The following is a 23,274-nucleotide window of genomic DNA, read 5'->3' as shown; positions in this document are numbered from 1 at the left end:
GCTCCCTCGCTCATGTCCATGTTTAAGAAATCGGTAAGCTCGCTCCTCCTGACCTTGATGGCCCTGCTGGCCGTCGGTGCGCTGGCCTCGACCGCGTTTCAGATGTTCGGCGCATTCGGCCGCTACAGCGACAGTCTCGAGACCGCACGGCTTGCCGCCGCCGACAAGGCGATCTTCCATGGCGTGCTGGCGCTGCGCAACAATCGCGGCGATGCCCAGAGCGCGATCCTCGGCGAGGACGATCCGCGCGCCAAGCTCGAAGCGGCGGAGAAGGCCGAGCAGGGCGGTTATGACGGGATCAGCGCTGCGCTTGCCACCATCGAATTCGCCCGCCGCGACGAACTCGCCGGCACGTTGAAGCAGCGCTGGAACGACGCGGCGCCGCAATTCCAATTGTTCTACGACGAAGCCAAGCGCCCGCGCGCCGAGCGCAAGATCGAGCGAACCAATTCCTGGTACGATGCCGTCACCAAGGTCATCGACACCGCGAACCTCGCCTCCACCGCGGTGTCGAACCGCGCCTGGACGAACGATCCCTACATTGCCCGCATGATCCAGGTCCGCCGCTTCGCCTGGCAGGTGCGCGACCGTTATGGAATCCATTGCTCGTCGCTTCGCTCGAACGTCAACACCAGCAAGCCGCTCGACGACACCCAGAAGCGTTCCGTGGCGCAATGGGACGGCACCATCACCTCCGGCTGGGCCGGCATGGCCGAGTTGCTGGCCGCGCCCGAAGTGACGGCGGCGCTGGTGACGGCAGCGACGGACGCGAAGGCCAAGACCGATGGCGTTCTCAAGCAGATCGGCGAAGTCACCAAGAATTTCGACGGCAGTGGCAAGCCCGCGATGCCCGCCTCGGAGTGGAACACGCTGTGCCAGTCGCCGTTCGCGTCCATCGTCGCGGTCGCGAACATGGCGCTGGACCAGTCGATCGCCCGCGCGGAGACGGTTCAGGACAAGGCGCTTACCAATCTCGTGGTGCAGTCGCTGGCATTCCTGCTGGCCCTCTCTGTGACCATGGCCGGCGTGTACGTGGTGCGCAATCGCCTGATGCGCCCGGTCCGCGCCATTCTCGACGCCATCGCGCGGATCGGCGCGCGCGACTACGCGACGCCGGTGCCGCAATCCCGTTATCCCGACGAGTTCGGCACCATGGCTGCCGCGCTCGAGAGTCTGCGCGAGAGTGCGGCAACCGCCGAGCGCCTGGGCCAGGAACGAGAGTCGCAGCAAGCGCTGCAACTCGCCCGCTCCGGCACCGTGGACGATGCCTGCCGCAGTTTTGACGACACCGTGCAGGCGGTGATCCAGAGCGTCGCTGCGTCGGCGAGAGAGCTCGATGCGACCGCGACCGACGTGCGAACGCTGGTGTCGGAATCGAGCAGTCAGACCGCAGCGGTGTCCAACTCGGCGGAGCAGGCCACCAACAATCTCGAGACCATCGCGGCCGCGACCGAAGAGCTGTCCGCATCCGTCGGCGAGATCTCCGCGCAGGTGCAGTCCAGCGCGCAAGAAGCGCGTGAGGCCGTCTCGCAGGCCGAGCGGACCAACGCCACGGTCGAGATCCTCGACCAGACCGCAAGCCGAATCAGCGACGTCGTGAAAATGATCCACGCCATCGCCGGCCAAACCAACCTGCTGGCGCTGAACGCCACCATCGAGGCCGCGCGTGCGGGCGAGGCGGGCCGCGGCTTTGCCGTGGTCGCCGGCGAGGTCAAGAGCCTCGCGGCGCAGACCGCGACCGCAACGGAAGAAATCTCGCGCCAGGTCGAGGAAATCCAGGGCGCGACCGGCCAGGCCGTGAGCGCGATCCGCGCGATCGGCGGCGCCATCAGCGGCATCGACGAGAAGATGACGGCGATTGCGGCTGCCGTCGAGCAGCAGCGCGCGGCCACCACCGAGATCTCGCGCAACTTCCAGCAGGCAGCCCAGGGCACCCGCGAAGTCACCGACACCATCGGCAGCGTCGCGAAGCTCAACCAGGAAACCGGCAATGCCGGGACGGTGCTGTCCGAATCCGTGAAGAAGATGTCCGCCGATGCCGATCGTCTTCGCGTTGCGGTCGAGGGCTTCCTCGGCGCGGTGAAGACCGCGTAACCTCGCTTGCTCCTTCCATCCTGACGTCGCGCGGGCATTGCCGCCGGTCCGCGCGGCGAGTACATCTGTGCCGCTGTGCGATCGCAGCAACAGACGTAAGACATATCAGGGATGGAGAGTTCGATGCCGGTCACCCCACACAAGGCCCAGCGCCCCTATCGCGGCGTGTTCCCGGTCGCGCCCACCATCTTCGACGAGCGCGGTGAGCTCGATCTCGAGGGCCAGCGCCGCTGCATCGATTTCATGATCGACGCCGGCTCGCACGGCCTCTGCATCCTCGCCAATTTCTCCGAGCAGTTCGTGCTCACCGATGCCGAGCGCGAAACCGTGATGCATGCGGTGCTGGAGCATGTCGCGGGCCGGGTTCCCGTGATCGTCACCACCACCCATTTCAGCTCCGCCGTCTGCGCCGCGCGCAGCCAGCAGGCCGAAGCGGCCGGTGCGGCCATGGTCATGGTGATGCCGCCCTATCACGGCGCGACCTTTCGTGTGCCGGAGAAAGGCGTCGTCGAGTTTTTCAAGGTGCTCTCGGGCGCGATCTCGATCCCCATCATGATCCAGGACGCTCCGGTTGCGGGCACGCCACTGTCGGTCGAGCTGCTCGCGCGGCTGGCGCGCGAGTTCGCCAACATCCGCTACTTCAAGATCGAGGTGCCGGGCGCGGCTTCAAAGCTCCGCAGCCTGATCGAGGCCGGCGGCAAGGATATCGAGGGTCCGTGGGACGGCGAGGAAGCGATCACGCTGCTCGCCGATCTCGATGCCGGCGCTACCGGCGCCATGACCGGCGGCGGCTATCCCGACGGTATCCGCCAGATCATCGATCCCTATTTCGCCGGCAAGCGCGAGGAGGCGAAGGCCGCCTATGAGCGCTGGCTGCCGCTGATCAATTACGAGAACCGCCAATGCGGCCTGATCGCCTGCAAGGCGATGATGCAGGCCGGTGGAGTGATCAAATCGGACGCCGTGCGCCATCCGTTGCAACCGCTGCATCCCGCGACGCGGGCGGGATTGCTTGAGCTGGCCAAGGAGCGCGATGCGCTCGCGTTGCGGTGGGGGAAGTAGGGCGACACACTCGGCTATCGTAGGGTGGGCAAAGCGGAGCGTGCCCACGCACTTTTTGCGACCGATAGAGATGGTGGGCACGGCGCTTCGCGCCTTTGCCCACCCTAAAAGCTCCGCCGTCATTGCGAGGAGCGGAGCGACGAAGCAATCCAGACTGTTTCCGCGGCGACAGTCTGGATTGCTTCGCTGCGCTCGCAATGACGGAGTTTGTGGAGGCTATCCGGTCAGCTTCCACTCGCCGACAATGCGAAATCTCGCCTTCGCATCATCCTGCCTGAACAATGCGATGCGATCGATCTCGAGCGTATCGACCTTCAATGTCGCAAACCTTCCCCGCAACATCTCCAGAATCGGCCCGCGCAGCTCCGCATCGAGCCGCCCCGTGAGCGTCATGTGGAAGCGGAATTCTTCCATCACGTACGGGTAGCCCCAGCGGTCGAGATAGTCGCGCTGTCGTTCGCTCAGCTTCTCCGGCTTGCGCCGCGCGCGGTCTTCGGCCGTCAGGGCGGGTCGAAAAGTGTCGAAATCGCGGACGCAATCGGCGGCGAGGTCTCGAAGCGCATCGACCGGCTCGGCCGGAATGACGGCAATGAACCCGCTGATGGAGTCCACGACCGGGCGGATCGCCGGGATCGTCCGCGCCTTGCCGGCGAATGCCGCGCAGGCGGCCATAAGCTCGATCTCGGTCCTGTCGGGCGCGAGCGTCATCGGCGCCTTCAGCGTGCCGTGAAAGCCGTATTTGCGGGGGTCGGTGGTGATGTCGCGCCAGTCGGGCGCGACATCCAAAGCTTCCCGCGGAAACGGCTGCTCGTCACCGGTATAGGCATCGTAGCCGAGCAGGGCGGCGCCGAAGCGGGAGAGGGCGCTATCGGCGCCTGCGGCGAAATAGATCGCGTAGCGTGGAAAACCTGTCATTGCCTCAGCATAGCCAATTTATGCCGCGACGACAGTCTCGCGCGGCGTCGCCATAGCGGTCAGCAGCCGGGTCGCATCGGTGAGATGCACGAGCTTGCCGCCTGATATCACGGCGACGAGCCGCGGCCGCATCGGCACCGCGTCGTCGACCAGCAGGATGTCGGCGCGCCGTCCTGCCGCGATGAGGCCGCGATCGGTGAGGCCGGTTGCGCGGGCCGGGCCGGCAGAGACCAGGTCCCAGGCTTTCGGCAGCGGCAGCACGCCGTCGGCGGCGAGGCGGAAGGCCGCGAGGAGCTGTGCCGGATAGTAATAGTCCGATGCCAGAACCGAGCAGAGTCCTTTGGCGATCATGTCGGACGCTTTGGTCCAGCCGGTGTGGCTGCCGCCGCGCACCACGTTGGGCGCGCCGTAGACGATGGCATCGCCGGCGGTTGCGGCAGCGCGCGCCGTCTCCTCGTTGATCGGAAATTCCGCGATGTCAGCACCTAGGGTGCGAAACGCCTGACGCATTGCCGGCGTGGCATCGTCATGCGAGAGCATCCGTACCCCCGCGGCGCGGGCCACGGCGCCGAGCCGCGACACCGAAGCCGGCACATCGGCAGCCCGCGACACGATGTGCCCGACCAGTTCGTCGAACGCCTCGCTCGACAGGCCGGTGCGCTCCACCATGCGGTTGCGCTTCCGCGGCTTGGCCATGTCGGCGACGGTGCCGTCCATGTGGTCGTTGAAGGCGAACAGATCGACGCGACCCTCGGCCAGCCACTGGCCGATCTCGGCCTCGGCGTCGAGATTGTAGGTCTCGTGGCGCAGATGGAAGCGGGTGTCGGCGGCGAATTGCGGACGCTGCCGCTCGATTGCTTCCATCAGGCCGCGCGCGTTTTCGGCGCTGCGCAGGCCCGGCTCCCACGAGCAGGTCGTGGCGTGAAACACGGTGGTGATGCCGTTGCTGATCGCCTGCCGGTCGCTGTCGGCGAGCGCGACGTCGATCGGGAAATCGACGCCGGCGCGCGGCATCATCTGTCGCTCGAAGGCGTCGCCATGGAGATCGACGATGCCGGGCAGGACAAGCAGGCCGCGCGCATCGATCGCCAGCCGCGCACGGCTGCGAGAGACATCGATCTCTGCAACGTCTGTTCCGGATACGGACAGGGAAGTCTCGACCAGCTCGGCGCCGATCAGAGCCCGGCCGCCTTCAAGGAATATGTCTGTCACGCGACCGCGCTTTTCTTGCTGGGTGTGGAGCTTGTCCGTGCTTCATATGTCGCGAGGAAATCTTCAATCCCGAGCTTGCGGAAATGGGGCAAGGCTTCACGCAATTTGTCGTGATCCCAGTCCCACCAGGCAAGCCGAGCCAGCCGGTCGGCGACCTCCTCGGAAAACCGCCGCCGCACGATCCGCGCCGGATTGCCGGCGACGATGGTGTAGGCCGGCACGTCCTTAGTGACGATGGCGCCGGCTGCGATCACTGCGCCGGTGCCGATGTTGCGGCCCGGCAGCACGACCGCACCATGGCCGATCCAGACATCATGGCCGATATGGACATGATGCTGGCGCCGCCAGTCGAAGAATTCCGCGCCGTCGCTCTCGCCGGGGAAGTAGGCGCTGGAACGGTAAGTGAAGTGCGCCTGGGTCGCGCGTTGCATCGGATGGTTGCCCGGGTTGATGCGGGTCATCGCCGCAATCGAGCAAAACTTTCCGATGGTCGTGTAGGTGATCTGCGCATCGTTCACCACGTAGGAGTAATCGCCCATCGTGACTTCGTTCAGGATCGTGCGCGCGCCGACTTCGGTATAGGCACCGAGCCTGGTCTCATGCAGCTTGGCGGACGTGTCGATGGTCGGTTGAACCGAGAGCGCCTTTCCGGCCATGTTACGTCCGTATTATTAGGGCGGGCGTACCTCTTCGAGTGGCCCGATGACAATGTCATGACGCGGCGATGACAGGGGATGAGGTGTGTTGGATCGCCGCACCGCAACGCGCGTGTCACACAAGTGTCAACTGCGAGCGCTAGCGGTGGGTCCCAGCTACTCTGGAGCCCTGCATGCTGGTGGTTGAAGGTCTGACGTGCCGCTTCGGCGCAAAAGCCGCGGTGGACGACGCTTCGTTTCAAGTTTCCCCCGGCGGCTTCGTCGGTGTGATCGGGCGCTCCGGCGCCGGCAAGTCGACCATGTTGCGCATGATCAATCGCCTGGCGACGCCGACGCAGGGCCGCATCCTGTTCGACGGTCTCGACGTCACCGCGCTGCGCGGCAAGGAGCTGCGGCAGTGGCGGGCACGTTCGGCCATGATCTTCCAGCAGTTCAACCTGGTCGGCCGGCTCGACGTTCTCACCAACGTCCTGATGGGACGCCTCGCGACGATGCCCGCCTGGCGCTCGCTGACGCAGACCTGGCCCGAGCAGGACAAGGCGCTGGCGATGTCGGCGCTCGAGCAGTTCGACATCGCCTCGCTCGCCGCCCAGCGTGCCGACCAGCTTTCCGGCGGCCAGCAGCAGCGCGTGGCGATCGCCCGCGCGCTGGTGCAGCAGCCCGACATCATCCTGGCCGACGAGCCGATCGCCTCGCTCGATCCGCGCAACACCAAGATCGTCATGGATGCGCTGCTGCGCATCAACAAGCATTTCGGGATCACCGTGCTGTGCAACCTGCATTCGCTCGATCTCGCGCGCACCTATTGCGACCGGCTGATCGGCATGGCGCAGGGGCGCGTGGTGTTCGACGGCGCGCCGGTTGAGTTGACCGACCATGTCGCGCGCGAGCTCTACGATCTCGAAGCCGCCGACGTCATGGGCGGCCATTCTGCACCGGCGCCCGAGGGCGTTCCGGCGCTTGGAACAGCCGCGGCCGCCTGAGCCGTGCCGCATCTGTTTCGTTGCCAGTTTTGCGTCAACCGACCCCAACCGATGAAGAGGGTATCATGATCACTCGCAGAGTCATTCTTGCCGGCGCCGCCGCGCTTGCGTTCACCGCTTCCGCGTCCGCCGAAGACTGGAAAGCCAAATATCCCGAGCTGACCTTCGCGGTCGTCCCGGCCGAGAACGCCTCCGGCGTCACCGAGCGCTGGGCGCCGTTCATGAGCTATCTCTCCAAGGAATTGGGTGTGAAGGTCACGCTCCGCATCGCCAACGACTATGCGGCGGTCATCGAGGGCCAGCGCGCCGGCAACATCCATATCGCCAGCTACGGCTCGGCCTCGTTCGCCCGCGCCCGCCTGACCGGCGTCAAGACCGACGCCTTTGCCAACGACATCAATGCCGACGGCTCGACCGGCTACTATTCGGTGTTCTTCGTCAAGGCGAACAGCGCCTACAAGAGCATCGACCAGCTCAAGGGCAAGAACCTCGGCCTCGTCGATCCGAACTCGACCTCCGGCAACAACGTGCCGCGCTTCGAGCTCGACAAGATGGGCATCGCCGACGCCGACAGCTATTTCGGCAAGGTCGTCTTCACCGGCAGCCACGAAAACGCGATCCTCGCGCTGTCGCAGGGCACGGTTGACGTCGCCGCCAATCAGTGGACCAGCGACGATGATTCCACGCTGGCGCAGATGCTGACCAAGAACATGCTGAAGAATGCCGACGGCTCGGCGATGAAGAAGGACGATTTCCGCATCATCCACAAGTCGGCGGCGATCATCAACGGCCCCTATGCCTATAACTCCGACCTGCCGGACGACGCCAAGGCGGCGATCACGAAGGCGTTCTTCGATGCGCCGGCCAAGGACAAGGTAGCCTTCGATCGCCTTCAGGATGGCCAGAAGAAGGGCTTTCATTCCGCCGCCACCAAGGATTGGGATGGCACGATCGAGCTGATCAAGTTCGTCGATGCATTGCGTAAGAAGAAGGCGTCCTGAGCTTTCGGGACGAGCTACTTGAGCCGGGTCGATGGACCCGGCTCTTTCTCTTTGGACTTCCCTTTTGACCCGTCACTTTCCCTGACCAGATGACCGTCGCGGTTTCGATCCTCCCCGAGCATCAGCTCGCCGTGCTCAACGCCGCATATTGCCAGGCGGTCGCGCGCAGGCGATGGCGCCTGCTGTTCGGCGCCGCGGTGTTCGCCGCCGCGCTGCTTCTCGCCGCGGTCGGCGCGGAAGTGAATTTGCCCACGCTCTTCAAGCATTTCGGCAATTTCATCAGCTATTTCGACCGCATCCTCACGCTCGACACCGGTCAGCGGGTCTGGACCGATGTCGGCGAATGGCTGTGGGGCTGGCGCAAATGGCTGAAGATGCTCGGCGAGACGCTGCTGATCTCCTATGTCGGCACGCTGATCGGCGCGACCCTGGCCTTTGCCTTGAATTTCTTTGCGGCCGAAAACACCTCGCCCTCGCCCTGGCTGCGCTTCGTGGTGCGGCGCCTGCTCGAATTCGCCCGCACCGTGCCCGGCATCGTCTTCGCGCTGATCTTCGTGATCGCCTTCGGCCTCGGGCCGATGGCCGGCGTGCTCGCGATCGCGATCCACTCGACCGGCGCGCTCGGAAAGCTGTTCTCGGAAATCGTCGAGAACGCCGACATGAAGCCGGTCGAAGGCATCCGCTCGACCGGCGCGAGCTGGCTTTCGTGCATGCGCTTTGCCATCGTGCCGCAGGTGACCGCGGGCTATGCCAGCTACGCGCTGCTGCGCTTCGAGATCAACGTCCGCGAAGCGTCCGTGATGGGCTTCGTCGGTGCCGGCGGCATCGGGCAGGAGCTCGTCGTCGCCATCCGCAAGTTCTATTATTCGGACGTCAGCGCGATCCTGCTTACCATCATCATCACGGTCTTCATCATCGACATCAGCACCGGCTGGCTGCGCGGCCGCCTGTTCGGGAAGGAGGCGCGGACGTGACGCCGCAGGAGGTCGATCCCGCGCAGATGCGCGCGCGCTACCCGGATGTGTTCGACCGTCCGGCCTCGGCGCGGCTCGCGATGCCGGCGATGATCGTCGCGGCGTTCGCGATCCTGGTCTACGGCCTCGTCGATCTCGACTTCTCGCCGTCGCGGTTCTTTGCAGGGCTGAGCCAGCTCGGCTGGATCAGCATGATGATGATTCCGCCGGATCCCGGCTCGTCGCTGCCGATCTATCTGAAGGCGCTGGGCGAGACGCTCTCGATCGCGCTGCTCGGCACGACATTGGCCGCGGTGTTCGCGCTCCCGGTCAGCCTGCTGGCCGCGCGCAACGTCATCCCTTCGCAGATTCTGCGCTTCCCCGTACGGCGTTTCCTGGATTCGATTCGCGGCGTCGATACGCTGATCTGGGCGCTGGTCTGGATCAACGTCGTTGGCCTCGGCCCGTTCGCCGGCGTGCTCGCCATTGCCGTCTCCGATTTCGGCGCCTTCGGAAAATTGTTCTCGGAGGCGATCGAGGGCGCCGACCAGAAGCAGGTCGAGGGCATCCGCGCTTCCGGTGGCAGCCCGTTGCACGAGATCCGCTTCGGCCTCTTGCCGCAGGTCCTGCCCGTCATTGCCGGCCAGGTGCTCTATTTCATCGAATCCAATACCCGCTCGGCCACCATCATCGGCATCGTCGGAGCCGGCGGCATCGGCCTCCAGCTCGCCGAGCAGATCCGCGTGCTGGAATGGCAGAAGGTATCGTTCCTCATTCTGATGATTCTGGTCGCGGTCGCCGCGATCGATTTCATTTCGAGCAAGCTGCGGTTTGCGATTATCGGGCGAAGGGCTGTGGCCTGAGCACCGGTGCCGTAGGGTGGGCAAAGCGCAGCGTGCCCACCATTTTCAATGATCGAGAAAGATCGTGGGCACGGCGCTGTCGCGCCTTTGCCCACCCTACGGCTCCGGTATCGGGGAGAGAGTCCCTACGACTCCACCAAAAACTCCACCCGCTCCGCCGCGAATCGCGAATGCTTCGTCATCAGCGGCTTGCCTGCGAGATCGTGGTCGGTGGCGTCGACCACCAGGATCGGCCGTCCGAGCGGAAGATCCAGCCGTGCCGCGTCGGTCGCATCCACGATGCCGGCCGTGATCCTTGTCGCGCCGCGGCGGTAGTCGCGGACGCCGTAATGTTCGAGCAGCTTCGTCATTGAGCGCGTCGCGGCGAATACCTCGCCGGCGCCCGGAAACAGTTCGGCCGACATCCAGGTGGTGGAAACGCAGATCGGCGTGCGGTCGGCGAGGCGGATCGCCTCGATCCGTACCAGCGGCGCGCCGGTTTTCAAGCCGAGTTCCCGCGCCAGCTCACGGGTCGCGACGTCATCGGAGGCCTCGATCATCCGCCCATGCGGCTCGCGGCCGTCGGCACCGACGATCTCGGAGAAGCGCGTGCGCGAGCGCAAGGGATAGGCGAGCTTCTGCGCTTCGACATAGGTTCCGCTGCCGCGCTCGGCGCGCACGATGCCGCGCTCGGCAAGCGCGGCCAGCGCGCGCCGCACGGTGTGGCGGTTCACCCGATAGGTTTCGGCGATCTCCATCTCGCCCGGCAATTTGTCGCCGGCCGCAAAGCGGCCGTCGGCAATGCCGCGCTCGATGCCGTCGGCAACGAGGCGCCACAGCGCGACGCCCGAGGAGGCGGTGTCCTGCATGCTCATGTCGCCGGCAACCTACTCCAGAAATCACACCTTTGTCACGAAACAGTCATGGCGTTTGCGTATCAAGTTGTCTAGTATCATAGACAACTTGGATTCGGCAAGTTCTGCAGAAGGCTCGGTGGATTTGGTGACCCAGCACAACAATCAGCAAGCCCAGCGCCAGGCCGCAATGGCGGTGCTGGCGCATGCGGAGGCGGGCGAGATCGCCGCCCGCCTCCGCAACTTCGCGCTTCCCGTCCACCAGGATCTGCGCGCGCCGGAAAACGGTCTCGTCATGCTGCGCGGTCGGGTCGGCGGCGACGGCGCGCCGTTCAATCTCGGCGAAGCGACGGTGTCGCGCGCGGCGGTGCGGCTCGCGAGCGGCGAGGTCGGTTTCGGCTACACGCTCGGGCGTGACGGTGAAAAGGCCCGTCTGATCGCGCTGTGCGACGCGCTGGTGCAGTCGCGGGATTTCGGCGATGCGGTGGAGCGCGATGTTATCGCGCCGTTGCGCGAACAGCTGACGGTTCAGCGCAAGCAGGCGGCGGCCGAGACCGCCGCGACGAAGGTTGATTTCTACACCATGGTGCGCGGTGAGGGGTGAGGTCATGACCACGATTGCCGAACTGCCCCCGGGCTTCGTCGATAAGGTGTTGTCGGCGCAATCGACCTTTCGTTCCGTCATGGACGCGATGGCGCGACCGGGCTCGGTCCAGCGCATCGTGCCGATGGCGGGAACGGCCGGCCCCATGATGCGCGGCACCGCCGCGATCGCGCTGACGCTGTTCGACCACGACACGCCGCTATGGCTCGATGCGCGCATGTCGGACAGCTCCGAGGTCGTGAAATGGCTGAAGTTCCACACCGGTGCGCCGGTCGTGCCGGACTCCTCGATCGCGAGCTTCGCGCTGATCAGCGACGGCGCCCTGCTTCCGGCGCTCGAACGCTTCGCGCTCGGCACCAACGAATATCCGGACCGATCGACCACGGTGATCCTTCAGGTCGAGAGCCTCGACAGCGGCCGCAGCTTCGAGCTGCGCGGCCCCGGCATCGACGGTGTCGCGACGCTTCAGGCCTCGATCAAGCCGTTCGACCTGTTCGAGCGCCTGCGCATGAACGATCCGCTGTTTCCGCGCGGCATCGATGTGGTGCTGGTCGCCGATGACGCCGTGGTCGCGATCCCCCGCACCACGCGTGTCGTGAGCAAGGAAAGCTGAAGCATGTATGTCGCAGTCAAAGGCGGCGAACGCGCCATCGAGAACGCCCATCGCCTGCTCGCCAATGCCAGGCGCGGCGACCAGAGCGTTCCGGAGGTCTCGCTCGACCAGATCACGGAGCAGCTCGGGCTTGCCGTCGACCGCGTCATGAGCGAAGGCTCGCTCTATGATCGCGAGCTCGCGGCGCTGGCGATCAAGCAGGCCCGCGGCGATCTGATCGAGGCGATCTTCCTGGTCCGCGCCTTCCGCGCCACCCTGCCGCGTTTCGGCGCGAGCGAGCCGGTCAACACCGGTGCGATGCGGGTGCAGCGGCGGGTGTCCGCGACCTTCAAGGACATTCCCGGCGGCCAGATCCTCGGGCCGACCTTCGACTATACGCATCGCTTGCTCGATCCCTCGCTGGCCGAAGGCTTCGTGCCGGAAGTGCCGGCAACGGCCGAGGCTTCGACGGCGCCGACGCCGCGTGTGACCGACATTCTCGGTCGTGACGGGCTGATCGAGTCCTCGCCGCAGGCCGAAGACGGCGCCGGCGTCGGCGATCTCACCCGCGAGCCGCTGAATTTTCCGGCGGACCGTGACCTGCGCCTGCAAAATCTCGCGCGCGGCGACGAGGGCTTCCTGCTTGCGATGGGCTATTCCACCCAGCGCGGCTATGGCCGCAATCATCCCTTCGTCGGCGAGATCCGCTTCGGCGAGGTCGAAGTCGAATTCTCCGCGGAGGACGTCGGCTTCGCCGTGCCGCTCGGCGCCATCGAGCTGACCGAGTGCCAGATGGTCAACCAGTTCAAGGGCTCGGCGACCGAAGCGCCGTGCTTTACCCGCGGCTATGGCCTCGCCTTCGGCCAGAGCGAGCGCAAGACCATGTCGATGGCGCTGGTCGATCGCGCGCTGCGGGCTCGCGAGCTCGGAGAAGACGCCGTGGCCCCCGCGCAAGATGAAGAGTTCGTGATGTCGCATTCGGACAATGTCCAGGCGACCGGCTTCGTCGAGCATCTGAAGCTGCCGCATTATGTCGACTTCCAGTCCGAGCTCGGTCTGCTCCGCAAGCTGCGCAAGGAATTTGCCGAGGCCAATGCGCCCGATGCCATGAAGGAGGCCGCGGAATGAACGCGCCCGCCTACAATTTCGCCTATCTCGACGAACAGACCAAGCGGATGATCCGCCGCGCGATCCTCAAGGCGATCGCGATCCCCGGCTACCAGGTGCCGTTCGCCAGCCGCGAAATGCCGATGCCCTATGGCTGGGGCACCGGCGGCGTGCAGGTCACGGCCGCGATCCTCGGCCCGCAGGACGTGCTGAAGGTGATCGACCAGGGCTCGGACGACACCACCAACGCGATCTCGATCCGCAAATTCTTCGCCAAGACCGCCGGCGTCGCCACGACCACGGCGACGATTGACGCGACCGTGATCCAGACCCGTCACCGCATTCCGGAGACCTCGCTGCACGCGAACCAGGTGCTGGTCTATCAGGTGCCGATTCCGGAGCCCTTGCGTTTCCTCGAGCCTCGCGAGACCGAGACGCGGCGCATGCATGCGCTGGCCGAATACGGCCTGATGCATGTGAAGCTCTACGAGGACATCGCCCGCTTCGGCCACATCGCGACCGCCTACGCCTATCCGGTGAAGGTGAATGCGCGTTACGTGATGGACCCGTCGCCGACGCCGAAATTCGACAATCCCAAGATGGACAATTGCCCGGCGCTGCAATTGTTCGGCGCCGGCCGAGAGAAGCGCATCTATGCGATCCCGCCCTACACGCAGGTGGTGTCGCTCGATTTCGAGGACCATCCGTTCGAGCCGTACCGCTTCAACGCGCCCTGCGCATTGTGCGCGGCCGAGAATTCCTATCTCGACGAGATCGTCACCGACGACAAGGGCGGGCGGATGTTCGTCTGCTCGGACACCGACTATTGCGAAGGCCGTCAGGCCGCCGGCCATCACGGCAGCCTCAGCGCCGCGCCGTACAAGGAAAAGGCGGGCTCACATGGCTGATGCTCTGGAAAACGACCAGCCTTTGCTGGTCGCTAACTCTCTCAGCAAGTCCTATGGCCGCATCGCCGCGTGCCGCGACGTCTCCTTCGCGCTCTATCCCGGCGAAGTGCTGGCGATCGTCGGTGAATCCGGCTCGGGCAAGTCGACGCTCTTGCAAATGCTGTCGGGCCAGCTCACGCCGAGCGCCGGCCATGTATCCTACCGGATGCGCGACGGAATCACCCGCGATCTCACCACGCTGGGCGAAGCCGAGCGCCGCTTTCTGTACCGCACCGACTGGGGCTATGTGCACCAGGATCCCGCACAGGGCCTGCGCATGGCGGTCTCGGCCGGCGCCAATGTCGGCGAGCGGCTGATGGCGGTGGGCTGGAATCACTATGGCCGCATTCGCGACACCGCGTCGGACTGGCTTGGCCGCGTCGAGATCGATGTCGCCCGCATCGACGATGCACCGCGTACTTATTCCGGCGGCATGCGCCAGCGTCTCCAGATCGCGCGCAATCTCGTCACCGAACCGCGCCTGGTGTTCATGGACGAGCCGACCGGCGGCCTCGATGTCTCCGTGCAGGCGCGCCTGCTCGACCTCGTGCGCAGCCTCGTCGCCGAGCTGCACCTCGCCGTCATCATCGTCACCCACGATCTCGCCGTTGCGCGCCTCCTGTCGCACCGTGTGATGGTGATGAAGGGCGGCCGCGTCATCGAGACCGGTCTCACCGACCAGGTGCTCGACGATCCCCGCGAGCCCTATACGCAACTCCTCGTCTCTTCGATTCTGCCGCCATGAGCTTTCCGAAATGAGCCCTCCGATGACCGCCATGATCGACATCGCCGACGCCAGGAAGACCTTCACGATGCACCTGCAAGGCGGCATCGAGCTGCCTGTCGTCAGCGGCGTGACCTTCCACGTCAATCCGGGCGAATGCGTCGTGCTGTCGGGGCCGTCAGGCGCCGGCAAATCGTCGATCCTGAAAATGATCTTCGGCAATTACCGCTGCGATTCCGGCCGCATCGGCATCCGCCATCGCGGCGCTGTCATCGATCTCGCCACCGCTGAGCCGCGAGAGGTCCTCAACATCCGCCGTTCCACGATCGGCTATGTCAGCCAGTTCCTCCGCGCAGTGCCGCGCGTTGCGACCATCGACGTGGTCGCGGAGCCATTGATCGTCAACGGCATGGCGCGCGCCGACGCACAAGCCCGTGCCGGCGAGCTGCTGCATCGCCTCAACATCCCCGAGCGGCTCTGGCAGCTTCCGCCCGCGACCTTCTCCGGCGGCGAGCAGCAGCGCGTCAACATCGCGCGCGGCTTCATCTCGGAGCTGCCGATCCTGCTGCTGGATGAGCCGACCGCCTCGCTCGATGCCGCCAACCGCGCCGTCGTGGTCGCGCTGGTAGCCGAGAAGAAGAAGCAGGGCGTCGCCATGGTTGCCATTGTCCATGACGACGAAATCCGCCATTTGATTGCCGACCGTATCGTTGACGTCACCAGTTTTGCCGCCGCCGCCTGAAGGACAAGGGACATGAACGCCAAGCCGAAGGACACAGTGATCGCCAACGCCAGGATCGTGCTGGCGGACCGGGTGATCGAGCAGGGCTGGCTTGCTCTCGCGGACGGACGCATCGCCGAGATCGGCGAAGGCAGGGCGCCTGCGGGTGCCGAGGATGCCGGCGGCGACCTGATCATGCCCGGCCTGATCGAGCTCCACACCGACCATCTCGAAGCGCATTACGTGCCCCGCCCAAAGGTATTCTGGAATCCGGTCGCTGCCGTGATCTCCTATGACGGCCAGCTCGCCACGTCAGGCATCACCACCGTGTTCGACTCGCTCCGGGTCTGGCGCGAGGACGGCGCCGAGGAGGTCGACGGCCGCGCCGGCGTGCTCGCCGCTGCGATCACGACCGCGCGCGACGCCAGCCTGCTGCGCGCCGACCACTTCCTGCATCTGCGCTGCGAAATCCCGATGCCGAGCGTGGTCGAGGAGGCCAAGGAGCTGATCGACCGCCCCGACGTCAAGCTGATGTCGCTGATGGACCACACGCCCGGGCAGCGTCAGTTCCGCGACGAGGTCAAGCTGCGCGATTATTATCGCGGCAAGGGCGGCGGCAAGACCGATGCCGAGCTCGACGAGCTGTTCGCAAAGCGCTTCGAATATCAGAAGCTTTATGCCGCGGCCAACATGCGCGAGATCGTTGCACTGGCGAAAGAGTACAAGATTCCGCTCGCGAGCCATGACGACACCACCGAGGAGAACGTCGCGGACGCCCTGCGCGACGGCGTGTCGGTGGCGGAATTTCCGACCACGCTGGAGGCCGCGCGCGGTCTGCATCAGGCCGGCATCGGCATCCTGATGGGCGCGCCGAACGTCGTGCGCGGCGGCTCGCACTCCGGCAACATCGCCGCGGTCGATCTCGCCCGCGAAGGCCTGCTCGACATCCTGTCGTCGGACTACATTCCGTCCAGCCTGCTGATGGCCGCGCTGCAATTGCCCGAGCATGTGCCCGCGATCAGCCTTCCGGCGGCGGTCCGCACCGTGACGAAGGCGCCCGCCGAAGCCGTCGGCCTGTCCGACCGCGGCGAGGTCGCGACCGGCAAGCGGGCCGATTTGATCCGCGTGCACGTGGCCGGCAGCGTCCCGGTGGTCCGCAGCGTCTGGCGCGAAGGACACCGCGTCGCATGAGCGGGACGGCGACCATGGCCGAGGGCGCAGCGGGCGGGATCGGACCCGGGCGGCTCGTGCTCGTGGTCGGTCCCAGCGGCGCCGGCAAGGATACACTGCTGCGGCTCGCGCAGGCAACTTGCGTTGACGACCAGGATGTCGTCTTCCCGCGCCGTATCGTGACGCGCGCATCCTCCGCCGACGAGGACAACATTGCGGTCAGTCAGGATGACTTTCGCCGCGCGTGCGAGTATGGCGATTTTGCCGTGCATTGGGACGCGCACGGGCATTCCTACGCGTTGCCGATCGAAATCAACAATGACATTCGCGCCGGCCGCACGGTCGTCGCCAATGTCTCGCGCACCGTGATCGGCGCACTACGCCAGGCCTACGCCAACGTCGTCGTGGTCGCGATCACGGCGCCGCCGGACGTGCTGGCGCAACGCATCGCCGCGCGCGCTCGGCACAGTGACGGTAATCTTGCGGAGCGGCTGTCGCGCAGTGTCGACGACTCTTCGGCGAGTGCCGATGTCACCATCCTCAATGCGGGCAGCGCGGATTATCACAGCGCCCATCTCGTGCGCGTGATCAAAAATGAAGGCTGGCATGAATAGCCGGCGCAACCAGGAGAGCGTGGAATGTCGGTGATTGAAACGGTCGAACAGTTAGAGGCCATCTACGGCGCCACCAACGATGCCTCGACCGTGAAAGTCGCCGACCATGTCACGCCGCTCTATCGCATCTTCATCGAAAAAGCGCCGTTTGCCGCGCTCGCCACCATCGGACCCGAGGGCATCGACTGCTCGCCGCGTGGCGATCTCCCCGGCTTCGTCCGCATTCACGATCCCAGGACGCTGATGCTGCCGGATCGCCGCGGCAACAACCGGGTCGATTCCCTGCGCAACATCGTGCGCGATCCCAGGGTGTCGCTGATGTTCCTGATCCCCGGTTCCGGCAACGCCGTGCGTGCCAACGGCCGTGCACATCTCTCCATCGATCCGGAGCTGCTGGCCTCCTTCAAGGTCGAAGGCAAGGCGCCGCGGAGCGTCATGGTGATGCACGTGGATGAAATCTACTTCCAGTGCGCCCGCGCCATCGTCCGCTCCGACCTCTGGAATCCCGACAAGCGGATCGATCCGAAGACGTTGCCGACACCCGGCCAGATCCTCGCCGAGATGAGCGAGAACAAGGTCGGCGGCGCGGAATACGACCGCATCTGGCCGGAGCGCGCTGCAGCGACGATGTGGTGATCTTACCGTTCTTTCCACGAGTCCAGAATCGTAGGGTGGGCAAAGGCGCGCTTGCACCGTGCCTACCACCTGTCCAGCACCGCGATAGAAATCGTGGGCACGCTTCGCTTTGCCCACCCTGCAAGAGCGCGGGATATGGTCGCAGCCGATCACCTGCGCTCGCGCGAGATGAATCCGACTGTCAGTGCTTGCGGCGGGAGAAACGCCTCGGCGCGTCGCCGCCAAATATGGATAGCCATTTCATTGACCCATCGCGTCAATCGCTCGATATTCGCAGCATCGAAACCGCTCCTCGAGCTTGAAGCCGCACCATGAGAATCGATCGCCAGCGCAATCAGAACGACATGCAAGCGTGCATGACGCGGCGCTGTTTCTCGGCGGCTACCGGCGCCTGTTGTTGTTGCTGACCGCGTCCTAGCAACTCTCACACAGCAAATCTCAAGACAGGAACGCCGAGACTTCGGCGAGCGAGCAGTCATGTCCCAAGACCAATCGAACGCCTACATCATCGAAATCCACGATCGCGCCGCCGGCATCGTCACGCGAGACGCGCGCGGCTTCCGCTTCTTCTCCTCGGAGCGTCTGTTCGACAGCCTCGAAGGCCGCCAGTTCCGCTCGGCGCGCGAGGCCGAGCGTGCCGCCCGCGCTGTGTATTCCGAGCGGAGCCGGCGCGCGCATTCCCAACTCATGGCCAGCTGATTCTGCGCTCCCCAAGGAGCTCAGCCTTTCAGCGCGACCAGCAACTCATCCGGGCGCTCGGCCATGATCATGTGGCCCGCGCCCGGCACCACGACGGTCTTCGCATGCGGGATTGCCGCCGCGAGCGCCTTGCCTGCCTTGAGCGGCGTCATCATGTCCCGTTCGCCGAGGATCAGCGTGACAGGCACCTTCACGCCCGCGGCCGCGGCAAGCGCATTCGCATAGGCATTGCAGGCGGACAAATCCCTGAACAGCACGCCCGGCTCGCAGGCTTGAAGCACGGCCTGTGCGCTGCCATGCATCCACAGGCCCGGTGCGAGACTGCCGCCGAGTTCGGCCTTGAATCCGAGACCCCAGATCGAGACCATGTCATTGGCGTCCTGCTCGTTGGCTTCCGCGGCCTTGAGCAGATCCGGGCCGACCGTCATGGTTGCGGCGGTGCCGATCAGGCTCAGGGCCGAGACCTTGTCGGGATGCCGTGCCGCCGTCTCCAGCGAGATCAGCGATCCCATGGAGTGGCCGATCAGATGCGCCTTGGCCACGCCGGCCGCAGTGAGCAATGCCGACGTCCAGTCCGCCATCTCGGCGATGCTGCCCAGCGAAGGCCCGGGAGAGCGGCCGTGGCCGGGGAGATCAGGCGCCAGCACGCCAAAACCGTGATGGGCGAACCAGCGCGTGTGCAATGCCCAGGTCGAACGATCGAAGCCGGCACCATGGAGGAAGACGACCGTAGGCAGGGACTTGTCGAATTCGCAGCCGCCGGTCGCGACAAACACCTCGGAGCCGTTGACGGAAAGCTTCATGGCGTCAGACCTTCTGCGAGATGCGCAGCGCCTGCGCGAGATCGTCGATGATGTCGGAGGCGGTCTCGATGCCGACCGAGAGCCGCACCAGCTCCTCGCCGATGCCGGCGGCCTTGAGCTGTTCGGCGTCCATCTGCTGATGCGTGGTCGAGGCGGGGTGGATCACCAGCGTCTTGGCGTCGCCGACATTGGCGAGGTGGCTGATCATGCGCAGCTGTTCGATGAACTTGCGGCCCGCGGGCCGTCCGCCCTTGATGCCGAAGGAAATGATCGAGCCGGCGCCGCGCGGCAGCAACTGCTTTGCAAGCTGATGGTCGGGATGGTTCTCCAGCGAGGGATGCAGCACCCAGTCGACGGCCTTGTTCGACTTCAGCGCCTCCAGCACCAGATGCGTGTTCTGGATGTGGCGGTCCATGCGTACCCCCAGCGTCTCCACACCCTGGAGCAGCTGGAATGCGTTGGTCGGCGACAGGCAGGCGCCGAAATCGCGCAGGCCCTCGGTGCGCGCGCGCATGATGAAGGCGCTTGTGCCGAACTGCTCGTCGAAGACGATGCCGTGATAGCCACCATAGGGCTCGGTCAGCACGCCGAATTTGCCCGATGCGCGCCAGTCGAACCGGCCGCCATCGACAATCGCGCCGCCGATCGCGATGCCGTGGCCGCCGATCCATTTGGTCGCCGAATGCATGACAATGTCGGCGCCGAGCTCGATCGGGCGGCTGAGATAGGGCGTCGCAAAGGTGTTGTCGATCAGCAGCGGGATCTTTGCGTCATGCGCGATCTGCGCGACTTTCGGGATATCGAGGACTTCGAGACCGGGATTGCCGATGGTCTCGCCGATCACGAGTTTTGTGTTGGGCTTGATCGCCGCACGAAAGGCATCGTGGTCGCGCGGCTTGACGAACGTTGTGGTGATGCCGAAGCGCGGCAGCGTGTGCGCCAGCAGATTGATGGTGCCGCCATAGAGCGAGCTCGACGCGACGATGTGGTCGCCGGCATTGAGCAGCGTCGCGATGGCCAGATGCAGCGCGGCCATGCCGCTCGCGGTGCAGATCGCACCGACGCCGCCCTCCAGCGCCGCAAGCCGCTCCTCCATCACGCCGGTGGTCGGATTGGAGATGCGCGTATAGATGTGGCCGGCGCGTTCGAGATTGAACAGCGCCGCGGCGTGGTCGGAATCCTGGAACACGTAGGATGTGGTCTGGTAGATCGGCACCGCGCGGGCGCCGGTCGTGGGATCCGGATGCTGGCCCGCATGCAGGCTCAGGGTCTCGAAGGCAGGCGGTTTCGGCGCGGGCATGCGTGGCCTCGTTGGTCGATCGGCGATGGCGGCCGTTGTGCCACAAAATGGTGCGCGGCGTCAGCCCATTGACTATTCACGGGAGGTCGTCATGCCCGGGCTTGTCCCGGGCATCCACGTTCTTCGTGTCGCACGGCAAGGGCGTGGATGGCCGGGACAAGCCGGCCATGACGCTGTGGTAACTTCTGTGCGCCCCAGGCTCAGCTCATATGCGATTGACTTACCGCATGCGGGGAGAGGCGAAGCTAGCCCCCGATCGCCTGCTCGATGATCCCTGTCTCGCGCAAGAGGATCTCCACGATTTCCTGCTCGCGGCGCGGGCCGAGCCTCGTCCGAACGGCGGAGACCGTCATCGCCGCGGCGGGGCGGCCATCCGGGGTCTTGATCCAGGTTGAGATCGATTTCGTGCCCTGCACGAGGCCGATCTCCCTCCTGCCATATCCCAGCCGCCGCGCGGCGGTGACCTCGCCGAGCACCGTCGCAACGTCGGTTCGGTAAGACTCAAATCTCTTTTCGTTGGCTGCGACGATTTTTCGCGCGTCCTGCGCCGGCAGCGCGGCGAGGATGGCGACGCCGGCGCTGGAAACGCCGAGCGGCCGGCGCGCGCCGACTTCGATCGACAACACCTGGATCGGGTAGGCGCCGATCCTGCGGTCGACGCAAAGCGTGTCGTTGCCGGTCCGCACGGTCAGAAACATGGTGTCGCCGACCTCGGTCGAGGCGCGCCGCAGCGACGGACCTGCAGCAACCAGCAGCCGCGACGGCCGCGGCCGCGCAAGCGCAAGCTCCGGCACCTGGTTGCCGATCGCATAGCGGCCGGTTCGCTCGTGCCGTTCGACGATGCCTTCCTCGATCAGCACGTGAACGATGCGATGCACGGTCGGACGGGTGAGGCCGGTTGCCCGCACGACCTCGGCCAGTGGCACACCGTCTTCGCGGCCTGCGGCAAGAATGCGCAGTACGGCGAGCGCGCGCCGGATCGCCTGCGCACCTTGTCGCGGTTCTGTCACACGGGTGGACCCTGGAGACGCCTTGTCCATAATATGGACAAGAACGCCACAATTCACTCGACAGGTAAAGCGCGCATCTGGAGATTGCGGCGCGATCGAGCGCCAAGTGCAACGTCATTGGCATTCGACGTGGAATGGGAAGCGCTGCCGGGAGGTTAACATGAGATTAATCGCGATTGCCATAGCCGCCGCCGCTGCGATGCTGGCGGTGCCCGCGTCAGCCCAGCAATGGCCGGCGCGCAGCGTCAAGCTGATCGTCCCCTATCCGGCCGGCGGCAATGTCGACAGCGCCGCGCGCATCGTCGCCGACAAGCTCCAGGAAAAGCTCGGCCAGCCCTTCATCATCGAGAACAAGGCCGGCGCCGGCGGCATGATCGCGGGCGAAGCCTTCGCGAAATCGGCGCCCGACGGCTACACGCTGTTCGTCGGCGCCAACGGCCCGGTGCTGTTCGCGACCGAGATCAACAAGCGCGACGCCTACAACTGGAAGAAGGATTTTCTTCCGATTTCGACGATCTCGATGACGCCGCTGGTGCTCGAAGTCCATCCATCCGTGCAGGCCACGAATTTCAAGGAATTCATCGACCTCGCCAAGCGCGAGCCGGGCAAGCTGACGATGGCCTCGCCCGGCCCCGGCACCACCAACCATCTGCTCAGCGAGCTGATGCAGTCCAGCCTCGACCTGCAATGGGTCACCGCGCACTACCGCGGCAACGCGCCGGCGATCAACGATCTGCTCGGCGGCCAGGTGCAGTTCGCGTTCGACCAGCTCACGGTCAGCCTCCAGCACATCAAGGCCGGTCTGTTCCGCGCGCTCGCGGTCACCAGCCCGCACCGCCTGAAGTCGCTGCCCGACGTGCCGACCTTCGCCGAACTCGGCTACAAGGACTTTGACGGCCAGACCTTCACCGGCCTGTTTGCGCCGGCCGGCACACCGGCGCCTGTGGTGGACAAGCTGCACGAGACGCTGGTCGCGATCCTGAAAGACCCCGCCGTGGTCGACAAGTTCGAGAAGCTTGGCGGCGAGTCGACGCCGATGACGCCGGACGAGTTCAAGGCCTATCTCGCGCGCGAGGACGCCAAGTGGATTCCGGTCGTGCGCAAGGCCAACATCAAGGCTGATTGATCGATGCGGATCGACCCCACCGAACTCGGCGCGGAGCGCATCTACCGGCTCATGACCGGCATTGTCGTGCCGCGCCCGATCGCCTGGGTGACCAGCCTGTCGCGAAGCGGCGTGCTCAACCTCGCGCCCTTCAGCGCCTTCACCTTCGTCTCGCAGAAGCCGCCGATGCTGGCCATCAGTGTCGGCCGCAAGGGCGCCGACTACAAGGACACCGCGCACAACATCCTCGACACCGAGGAATATGTGATCCACATCGCCGATACCCCGCTGATGAAGGCGGTGCACGACAGCTCCGTCGAGCATCCGCCTGAAATCAGCGAGGTCGCGGAGCTGGGCCTGGAGACGATCGCGAGCGAGCGGATCAAGGTACCCAGGCTTGGCGTTGCACCGGTCGCGATGGAATGCCGCTTCCGGCAGTGTCTCGAATTCGGCGAGGCCCGCAGCCGGCTCATCGTCGGTGAAGTCGTGATGTTTCATATTCGCGACGGTCTCGTCAACGACGGCAAGGTCGAAACCAAGGCGCTCGACCCGATCGCGCGCATCGGTGGCCCGCGTTACGCCACGCTCGGCGAGATCGTGACGCTGAACACCGTGTTCCAGACGCCCAAATCGAAAGACTGAGCGCGCAGGCCCGGCCGCGCCTGAAGAT

25 protein-coding genes are annotated in these 23,274 nt (G+C 65.4%); 18 read left to right on the top strand and 7 right to left on the bottom strand.

Annotated features, from left to right (window positions below):
- The first annotated feature begins 12 nt into the window (after nucleotides 1–12).
- Together AB7532_RS32630 and AB7532_RS32625 are read left to right on the top strand one after the other, a co-directional pair.
- Nucleotides 13–2,094: a methyl-accepting chemotaxis protein gene (locus tag AB7532_RS32630; RefSeq protein WP_441238761.1), complete on the top strand. Its 2,082-nt coding sequence runs from the start codon at nucleotides 13–15 to the stop codon at nucleotides 2,092–2,094.
- Between the two features lie 123 nt (nucleotides 2,095–2,217).
- Nucleotides 2,218–3,156, top strand: coding sequence for a dihydrodipicolinate synthase family protein (locus AB7532_RS32625; RefSeq protein WP_441238760.1), 939 nt, complete (start codon nucleotides 2,218–2,220; stop codon nucleotides 3,154–3,156).
- Nucleotides 3,157–3,372: 216 nt separating this feature from the next.
- On the opposite strand, the gene AB7532_RS32620 is transcribed toward AB7532_RS32625, so the two are convergent.
- The 3 genes from AB7532_RS32620 to AB7532_RS32610 are packed head-to-tail and all read right to left on the bottom strand — an operon-like array spanning nucleotide 3,373 to nucleotide 5,939.
- A complete protein-coding gene (locus AB7532_RS32620) occupies nucleotides 3,373–4,071 on the bottom strand; it encodes a DUF1045 domain-containing protein (RefSeq protein ID WP_441238759.1) in 699 nt (232 codons plus the stop codon).
- An 18-nt stretch (nucleotides 4,072–4,089) separates the two neighbouring features.
- Nucleotides 4,090–5,283, bottom strand: a complete 1,194-nt coding sequence (locus tag AB7532_RS32615; RefSeq protein ID WP_441238758.1) for an alpha-D-ribose 1-methylphosphonate 5-triphosphate diphosphatase — start codon at nucleotides 5,281–5,283, stop codon at nucleotides 4,090–4,092.
- Entirely contained in the window at nucleotides 5,280–5,939 is a 660-nt protein-coding gene (locus tag AB7532_RS32610) for a chloramphenicol acetyltransferase (RefSeq protein WP_441238757.1), read from the bottom strand. The genes AB7532_RS32615 and AB7532_RS32610 overlap by 4 nt, the downstream gene beginning before the upstream one ends.
- Before the next feature lie 173 nt (nucleotides 5,940–6,112).
- Here AB7532_RS32610 and phnC point away from each other — a divergent pair, with 173 nt between their 5' ends.
- From phnC to phnE (AB7532_RS32590), 4 genes are all read left to right on the top strand, one after another.
- The gene (gene phnC / locus AB7532_RS32605; protein WP_441238756.1) at nucleotides 6,113–6,922 is read left to right on the top strand and encodes a phosphonate ABC transporter ATP-binding protein; all 810 of its coding nucleotides are present in this window, start codon (nucleotides 6,113–6,115) and stop codon (nucleotides 6,920–6,922) included.
- 65 nt (nucleotides 6,923–6,987) lie between these two features.
- Nucleotides 6,988–7,923, top strand: coding sequence for a phosphonate ABC transporter substrate-binding protein (gene phnD, locus AB7532_RS32600; protein WP_441238755.1), 936 nt, complete (start codon nucleotides 6,988–6,990; stop codon nucleotides 7,921–7,923).
- An 89-nt stretch (nucleotides 7,924–8,012) separates the two neighbouring features.
- A complete protein-coding gene (phnE, locus tag AB7532_RS32595; RefSeq protein ID WP_441238754.1) occupies nucleotides 8,013–8,897 on the top strand; it encodes a phosphonate ABC transporter, permease protein PhnE in 885 nt (294 codons plus the stop codon).
- A 26-nt stretch (nucleotides 8,898–8,923) separates the two neighbouring features.
- On the top strand, nucleotides 8,924–9,739 hold the full coding sequence (phnE, locus tag AB7532_RS32590; RefSeq protein WP_441239402.1) for a phosphonate ABC transporter, permease protein PhnE: 816 nt from the start codon (nucleotides 8,924–8,926) through the stop codon (nucleotides 9,737–9,739).
- A 125-nt stretch (nucleotides 9,740–9,864) separates the two neighbouring features.
- Here the strand turns inward: phnE (AB7532_RS32590) and phnF are convergent, their stop codons facing one another.
- A complete protein-coding gene (phnF, locus tag AB7532_RS32585) occupies nucleotides 9,865–10,593 on the bottom strand; it encodes a phosphonate metabolism transcriptional regulator PhnF (RefSeq protein WP_441238753.1) in 729 nt (242 codons plus the stop codon).
- Nucleotides 10,594–10,711: 118 nt separating this feature from the next.
- Between phnF and phnG the strand changes: the two genes are divergently transcribed.
- The 10 genes from phnG (at nucleotide 10,712) to AB7532_RS32535 (ending at nucleotide 18,386) form a co-directional block, all read left to right on the top strand.
- The gene (gene phnG, locus AB7532_RS32580; protein WP_441239401.1) at nucleotides 10,712–11,176 is read left to right on the top strand and encodes a phosphonate C-P lyase system protein PhnG; all 465 of its coding nucleotides are present in this window, start codon (nucleotides 10,712–10,714) and stop codon (nucleotides 11,174–11,176) included.
- A 4-nt stretch (nucleotides 11,177–11,180) separates the two neighbouring features.
- Nucleotides 11,181–11,789, top strand: a complete 609-nt coding sequence (gene phnH / locus AB7532_RS32575; protein WP_441238752.1) for a phosphonate C-P lyase system protein PhnH — start codon at nucleotides 11,181–11,183, stop codon at nucleotides 11,787–11,789.
- Nucleotides 11,790–11,792: 3 nt separating this feature from the next.
- The gene (locus AB7532_RS32570) at nucleotides 11,793–12,896 is read left to right on the top strand and encodes a carbon-phosphorus lyase complex subunit PhnI (protein WP_441238751.1); all 1,104 of its coding nucleotides are present in this window, start codon (nucleotides 11,793–11,795) and stop codon (nucleotides 12,894–12,896) included.
- Nucleotides 12,893–13,783, top strand: a complete 891-nt coding sequence (locus AB7532_RS32565) for an alpha-D-ribose 1-methylphosphonate 5-phosphate C-P-lyase PhnJ (protein WP_441238750.1) — start codon at nucleotides 12,893–12,895, stop codon at nucleotides 13,781–13,783. Before AB7532_RS32570 ends, AB7532_RS32565 begins: the two co-directional genes overlap by 4 nt.
- Entirely contained in the window at nucleotides 13,776–14,567 is a 792-nt protein-coding gene (gene phnK / locus AB7532_RS32560; RefSeq protein WP_441238749.1) for a phosphonate C-P lyase system protein PhnK, read from the top strand. The genes AB7532_RS32565 and phnK overlap by 8 nt, the downstream gene beginning before the upstream one ends.
- A gap of 22 nt (nucleotides 14,568–14,589) precedes the next feature.
- The gene (gene phnL / locus AB7532_RS32555; protein WP_441238748.1) at nucleotides 14,590–15,288 is read left to right on the top strand and encodes a phosphonate C-P lyase system protein PhnL; all 699 of its coding nucleotides are present in this window, start codon (nucleotides 14,590–14,592) and stop codon (nucleotides 15,286–15,288) included.
- Between the two features lie 12 nt (nucleotides 15,289–15,300).
- Complete coding sequence (locus AB7532_RS32550) at nucleotides 15,301–16,458, top strand: alpha-D-ribose 1-methylphosphonate 5-triphosphate diphosphatase (protein ID WP_441238747.1); 1,158 nt, start codon at nucleotides 15,301–15,303, stop codon at nucleotides 16,456–16,458.
- Complete coding sequence (gene phnN / locus AB7532_RS32545) at nucleotides 16,455–17,051, top strand: phosphonate metabolism protein/1,5-bisphosphokinase (PRPP-forming) PhnN (RefSeq protein ID WP_441238746.1); 597 nt, start codon at nucleotides 16,455–16,457, stop codon at nucleotides 17,049–17,051. Before AB7532_RS32550 ends, phnN begins: the two co-directional genes overlap by 4 nt.
- A gap of 24 nt (nucleotides 17,052–17,075) precedes the next feature.
- Nucleotides 17,076–17,687: a pyridoxamine 5'-phosphate oxidase family protein gene (locus tag AB7532_RS32540; RefSeq protein ID WP_441238745.1), complete on the top strand. Its 612-nt coding sequence runs from the start codon at nucleotides 17,076–17,078 to the stop codon at nucleotides 17,685–17,687.
- 477 nt (nucleotides 17,688–18,164) lie between these two features.
- Nucleotides 18,165–18,386, top strand: a complete 222-nt coding sequence (locus tag AB7532_RS32535; protein WP_441238744.1) for a hypothetical protein — start codon at nucleotides 18,165–18,167, stop codon at nucleotides 18,384–18,386.
- Nucleotides 18,387–18,406: 20 nt separating this feature from the next.
- On the opposite strand, the gene AB7532_RS32530 is transcribed toward AB7532_RS32535, so the two are convergent.
- From AB7532_RS32530 to AB7532_RS32520, 3 genes are all read right to left on the bottom strand, one after another.
- Entirely contained in the window at nucleotides 18,407–19,189 is a 783-nt protein-coding gene (locus tag AB7532_RS32530) for an alpha/beta fold hydrolase (protein ID WP_441238743.1), read from the bottom strand.
- Between the two features lie 4 nt (nucleotides 19,190–19,193).
- The gene (locus AB7532_RS32525; RefSeq protein ID WP_441238742.1) at nucleotides 19,194–20,489 is read right to left on the bottom strand and encodes an O-acetylhomoserine aminocarboxypropyltransferase; all 1,296 of its coding nucleotides are present in this window, start codon (nucleotides 20,487–20,489) and stop codon (nucleotides 19,194–19,196) included.
- Nucleotides 20,490–20,734: 245 nt separating this feature from the next.
- Complete coding sequence (locus AB7532_RS32520) at nucleotides 20,735–21,529, bottom strand: IclR family transcriptional regulator (protein ID WP_441238741.1); 795 nt, start codon at nucleotides 21,527–21,529, stop codon at nucleotides 20,735–20,737.
- A gap of 130 nt (nucleotides 21,530–21,659) precedes the next feature.
- Here AB7532_RS32520 and AB7532_RS32515 point away from each other — a divergent pair, with 130 nt between their 5' ends.
- Both AB7532_RS32515 and AB7532_RS32510 read left to right on the top strand, forming a co-directional pair.
- Nucleotides 21,660–22,625 (top strand): Bug family tripartite tricarboxylate transporter substrate binding protein, encoded by a 966-nt coding sequence (locus AB7532_RS32515; RefSeq protein WP_441238740.1) that lies wholly within the window; start codon nucleotides 21,660–21,662, stop codon nucleotides 22,623–22,625.
- 3 nt (nucleotides 22,626–22,628) lie between these two features.
- Nucleotides 22,629–23,246 carry a flavin reductase family protein gene (locus tag AB7532_RS32510; protein WP_441238739.1) on the top strand — a complete coding sequence of 206 codons (618 nt, stop codon included), beginning with the start codon at nucleotides 22,629–22,631 and terminating at the stop codon, nucleotides 23,244–23,246.
- Nucleotides 23,247–23,274: the final 28 nt, after the last annotated feature.

Source organism: Bradyrhizobium sp. 930_D9_N1_4 (assembly GCF_052076015.1).
Classification (GTDB): Bacteria; Pseudomonadota; Alphaproteobacteria; order Rhizobiales; family Xanthobacteraceae; genus Bradyrhizobium.
This window is presented reverse-complemented; position numbering and strand designations above follow the sequence as displayed.

Bases quoted from the DNA above. Each gene is read 5' to 3' on its own strand.
- AB7532_RS32540 (WP_441238745.1), top strand. From the start codon at position 17,076: ATGTCGGTGATTGAAACGGTCGAACAGTTAGAGGCCATCTACGGCGCC.
- AB7532_RS32625 (WP_441238760.1), top strand. From the start codon at position 2,218: ATGCCGGTCACCCCACACAAGGCCCAGCGCCCCTATCGCGGCGTGTTC.
- AB7532_RS32530 (WP_441238743.1), bottom strand. From the start codon at position 19,189: ATGAAGCTTTCCGTCAACGGCTCCGAGGTGTTTGTCGCGACCGGCGGC.
- AB7532_RS32520 (WP_441238741.1), bottom strand. From the start codon at position 21,529: ATGGACAAGGCGTCTCCAGGGTCCACCCGTGTGACAGAACCGCGACAA.
- AB7532_RS32620 (WP_441238759.1), bottom strand. From the start codon at position 4,071: ATGACAGGTTTTCCACGCTACGCGATCTATTTCGCCGCAGGCGCCGAT.
- phnC (WP_441238756.1), top strand. From the start codon at position 6,113: ATGCTGGTGGTTGAAGGTCTGACGTGCCGCTTCGGCGCAAAAGCCGCG.
- phnF (WP_441238753.1), bottom strand. From the start codon at position 10,593: ATGAGCATGCAGGACACCGCCTCCTCGGGCGTCGCGCTGTGGCGCCTC.
- phnE (WP_441238754.1), top strand. From the start codon at position 8,013: ATGACCGTCGCGGTTTCGATCCTCCCCGAGCATCAGCTCGCCGTGCTC.
- phnL (WP_441238748.1), top strand. From the start codon at position 14,590: ATGACCGCCATGATCGACATCGCCGACGCCAGGAAGACCTTCACGATG.
- AB7532_RS32630 (WP_441238761.1), top strand. From the start codon at position 13: ATGTCCATGTTTAAGAAATCGGTAAGCTCGCTCCTCCTGACCTTGATG.
- phnK (WP_441238749.1), top strand. From the start codon at position 13,776: ATGGCTGATGCTCTGGAAAACGACCAGCCTTTGCTGGTCGCTAACTCT.
- AB7532_RS32535 (WP_441238744.1), top strand. From the start codon at position 18,165: ATGTCCCAAGACCAATCGAACGCCTACATCATCGAAATCCACGATCGC.
- AB7532_RS32510 (WP_441238739.1), top strand. From the start codon at position 22,629: ATGCGGATCGACCCCACCGAACTCGGCGCGGAGCGCATCTACCGGCTC.
- AB7532_RS32525 (WP_441238742.1), bottom strand. From the start codon at position 20,489: ATGCCCGCGCCGAAACCGCCTGCCTTCGAGACCCTGAGCCTGCATGCG.
- AB7532_RS32550 (WP_441238747.1), top strand. From the start codon at position 15,301: ATGAACGCCAAGCCGAAGGACACAGTGATCGCCAACGCCAGGATCGTG.
- phnD (WP_441238755.1), top strand. From the start codon at position 6,988: ATGATCACTCGCAGAGTCATTCTTGCCGGCGCCGCCGCGCTTGCGTTC.
- phnN (WP_441238746.1), top strand. From the start codon at position 16,455: ATGAGCGGGACGGCGACCATGGCCGAGGGCGCAGCGGGCGGGATCGGA.
- AB7532_RS32570 (WP_441238751.1), top strand. From the start codon at position 11,793: ATGTATGTCGCAGTCAAAGGCGGCGAACGCGCCATCGAGAACGCCCAT.
- AB7532_RS32565 (WP_441238750.1), top strand. From the start codon at position 12,893: ATGAACGCGCCCGCCTACAATTTCGCCTATCTCGACGAACAGACCAAG.
- AB7532_RS32515 (WP_441238740.1), top strand. From the start codon at position 21,660: ATGAGATTAATCGCGATTGCCATAGCCGCCGCCGCTGCGATGCTGGCG.
- phnH (WP_441238752.1), top strand. From the start codon at position 11,181: ATGACCACGATTGCCGAACTGCCCCCGGGCTTCGTCGATAAGGTGTTG.
- AB7532_RS32610 (WP_441238757.1), bottom strand. From the start codon at position 5,939: ATGGCCGGAAAGGCGCTCTCGGTTCAACCGACCATCGACACGTCCGCC.
- phnE (WP_441239402.1), top strand. From the start codon at position 8,924: ATGCGCGCGCGCTACCCGGATGTGTTCGACCGTCCGGCCTCGGCGCGG.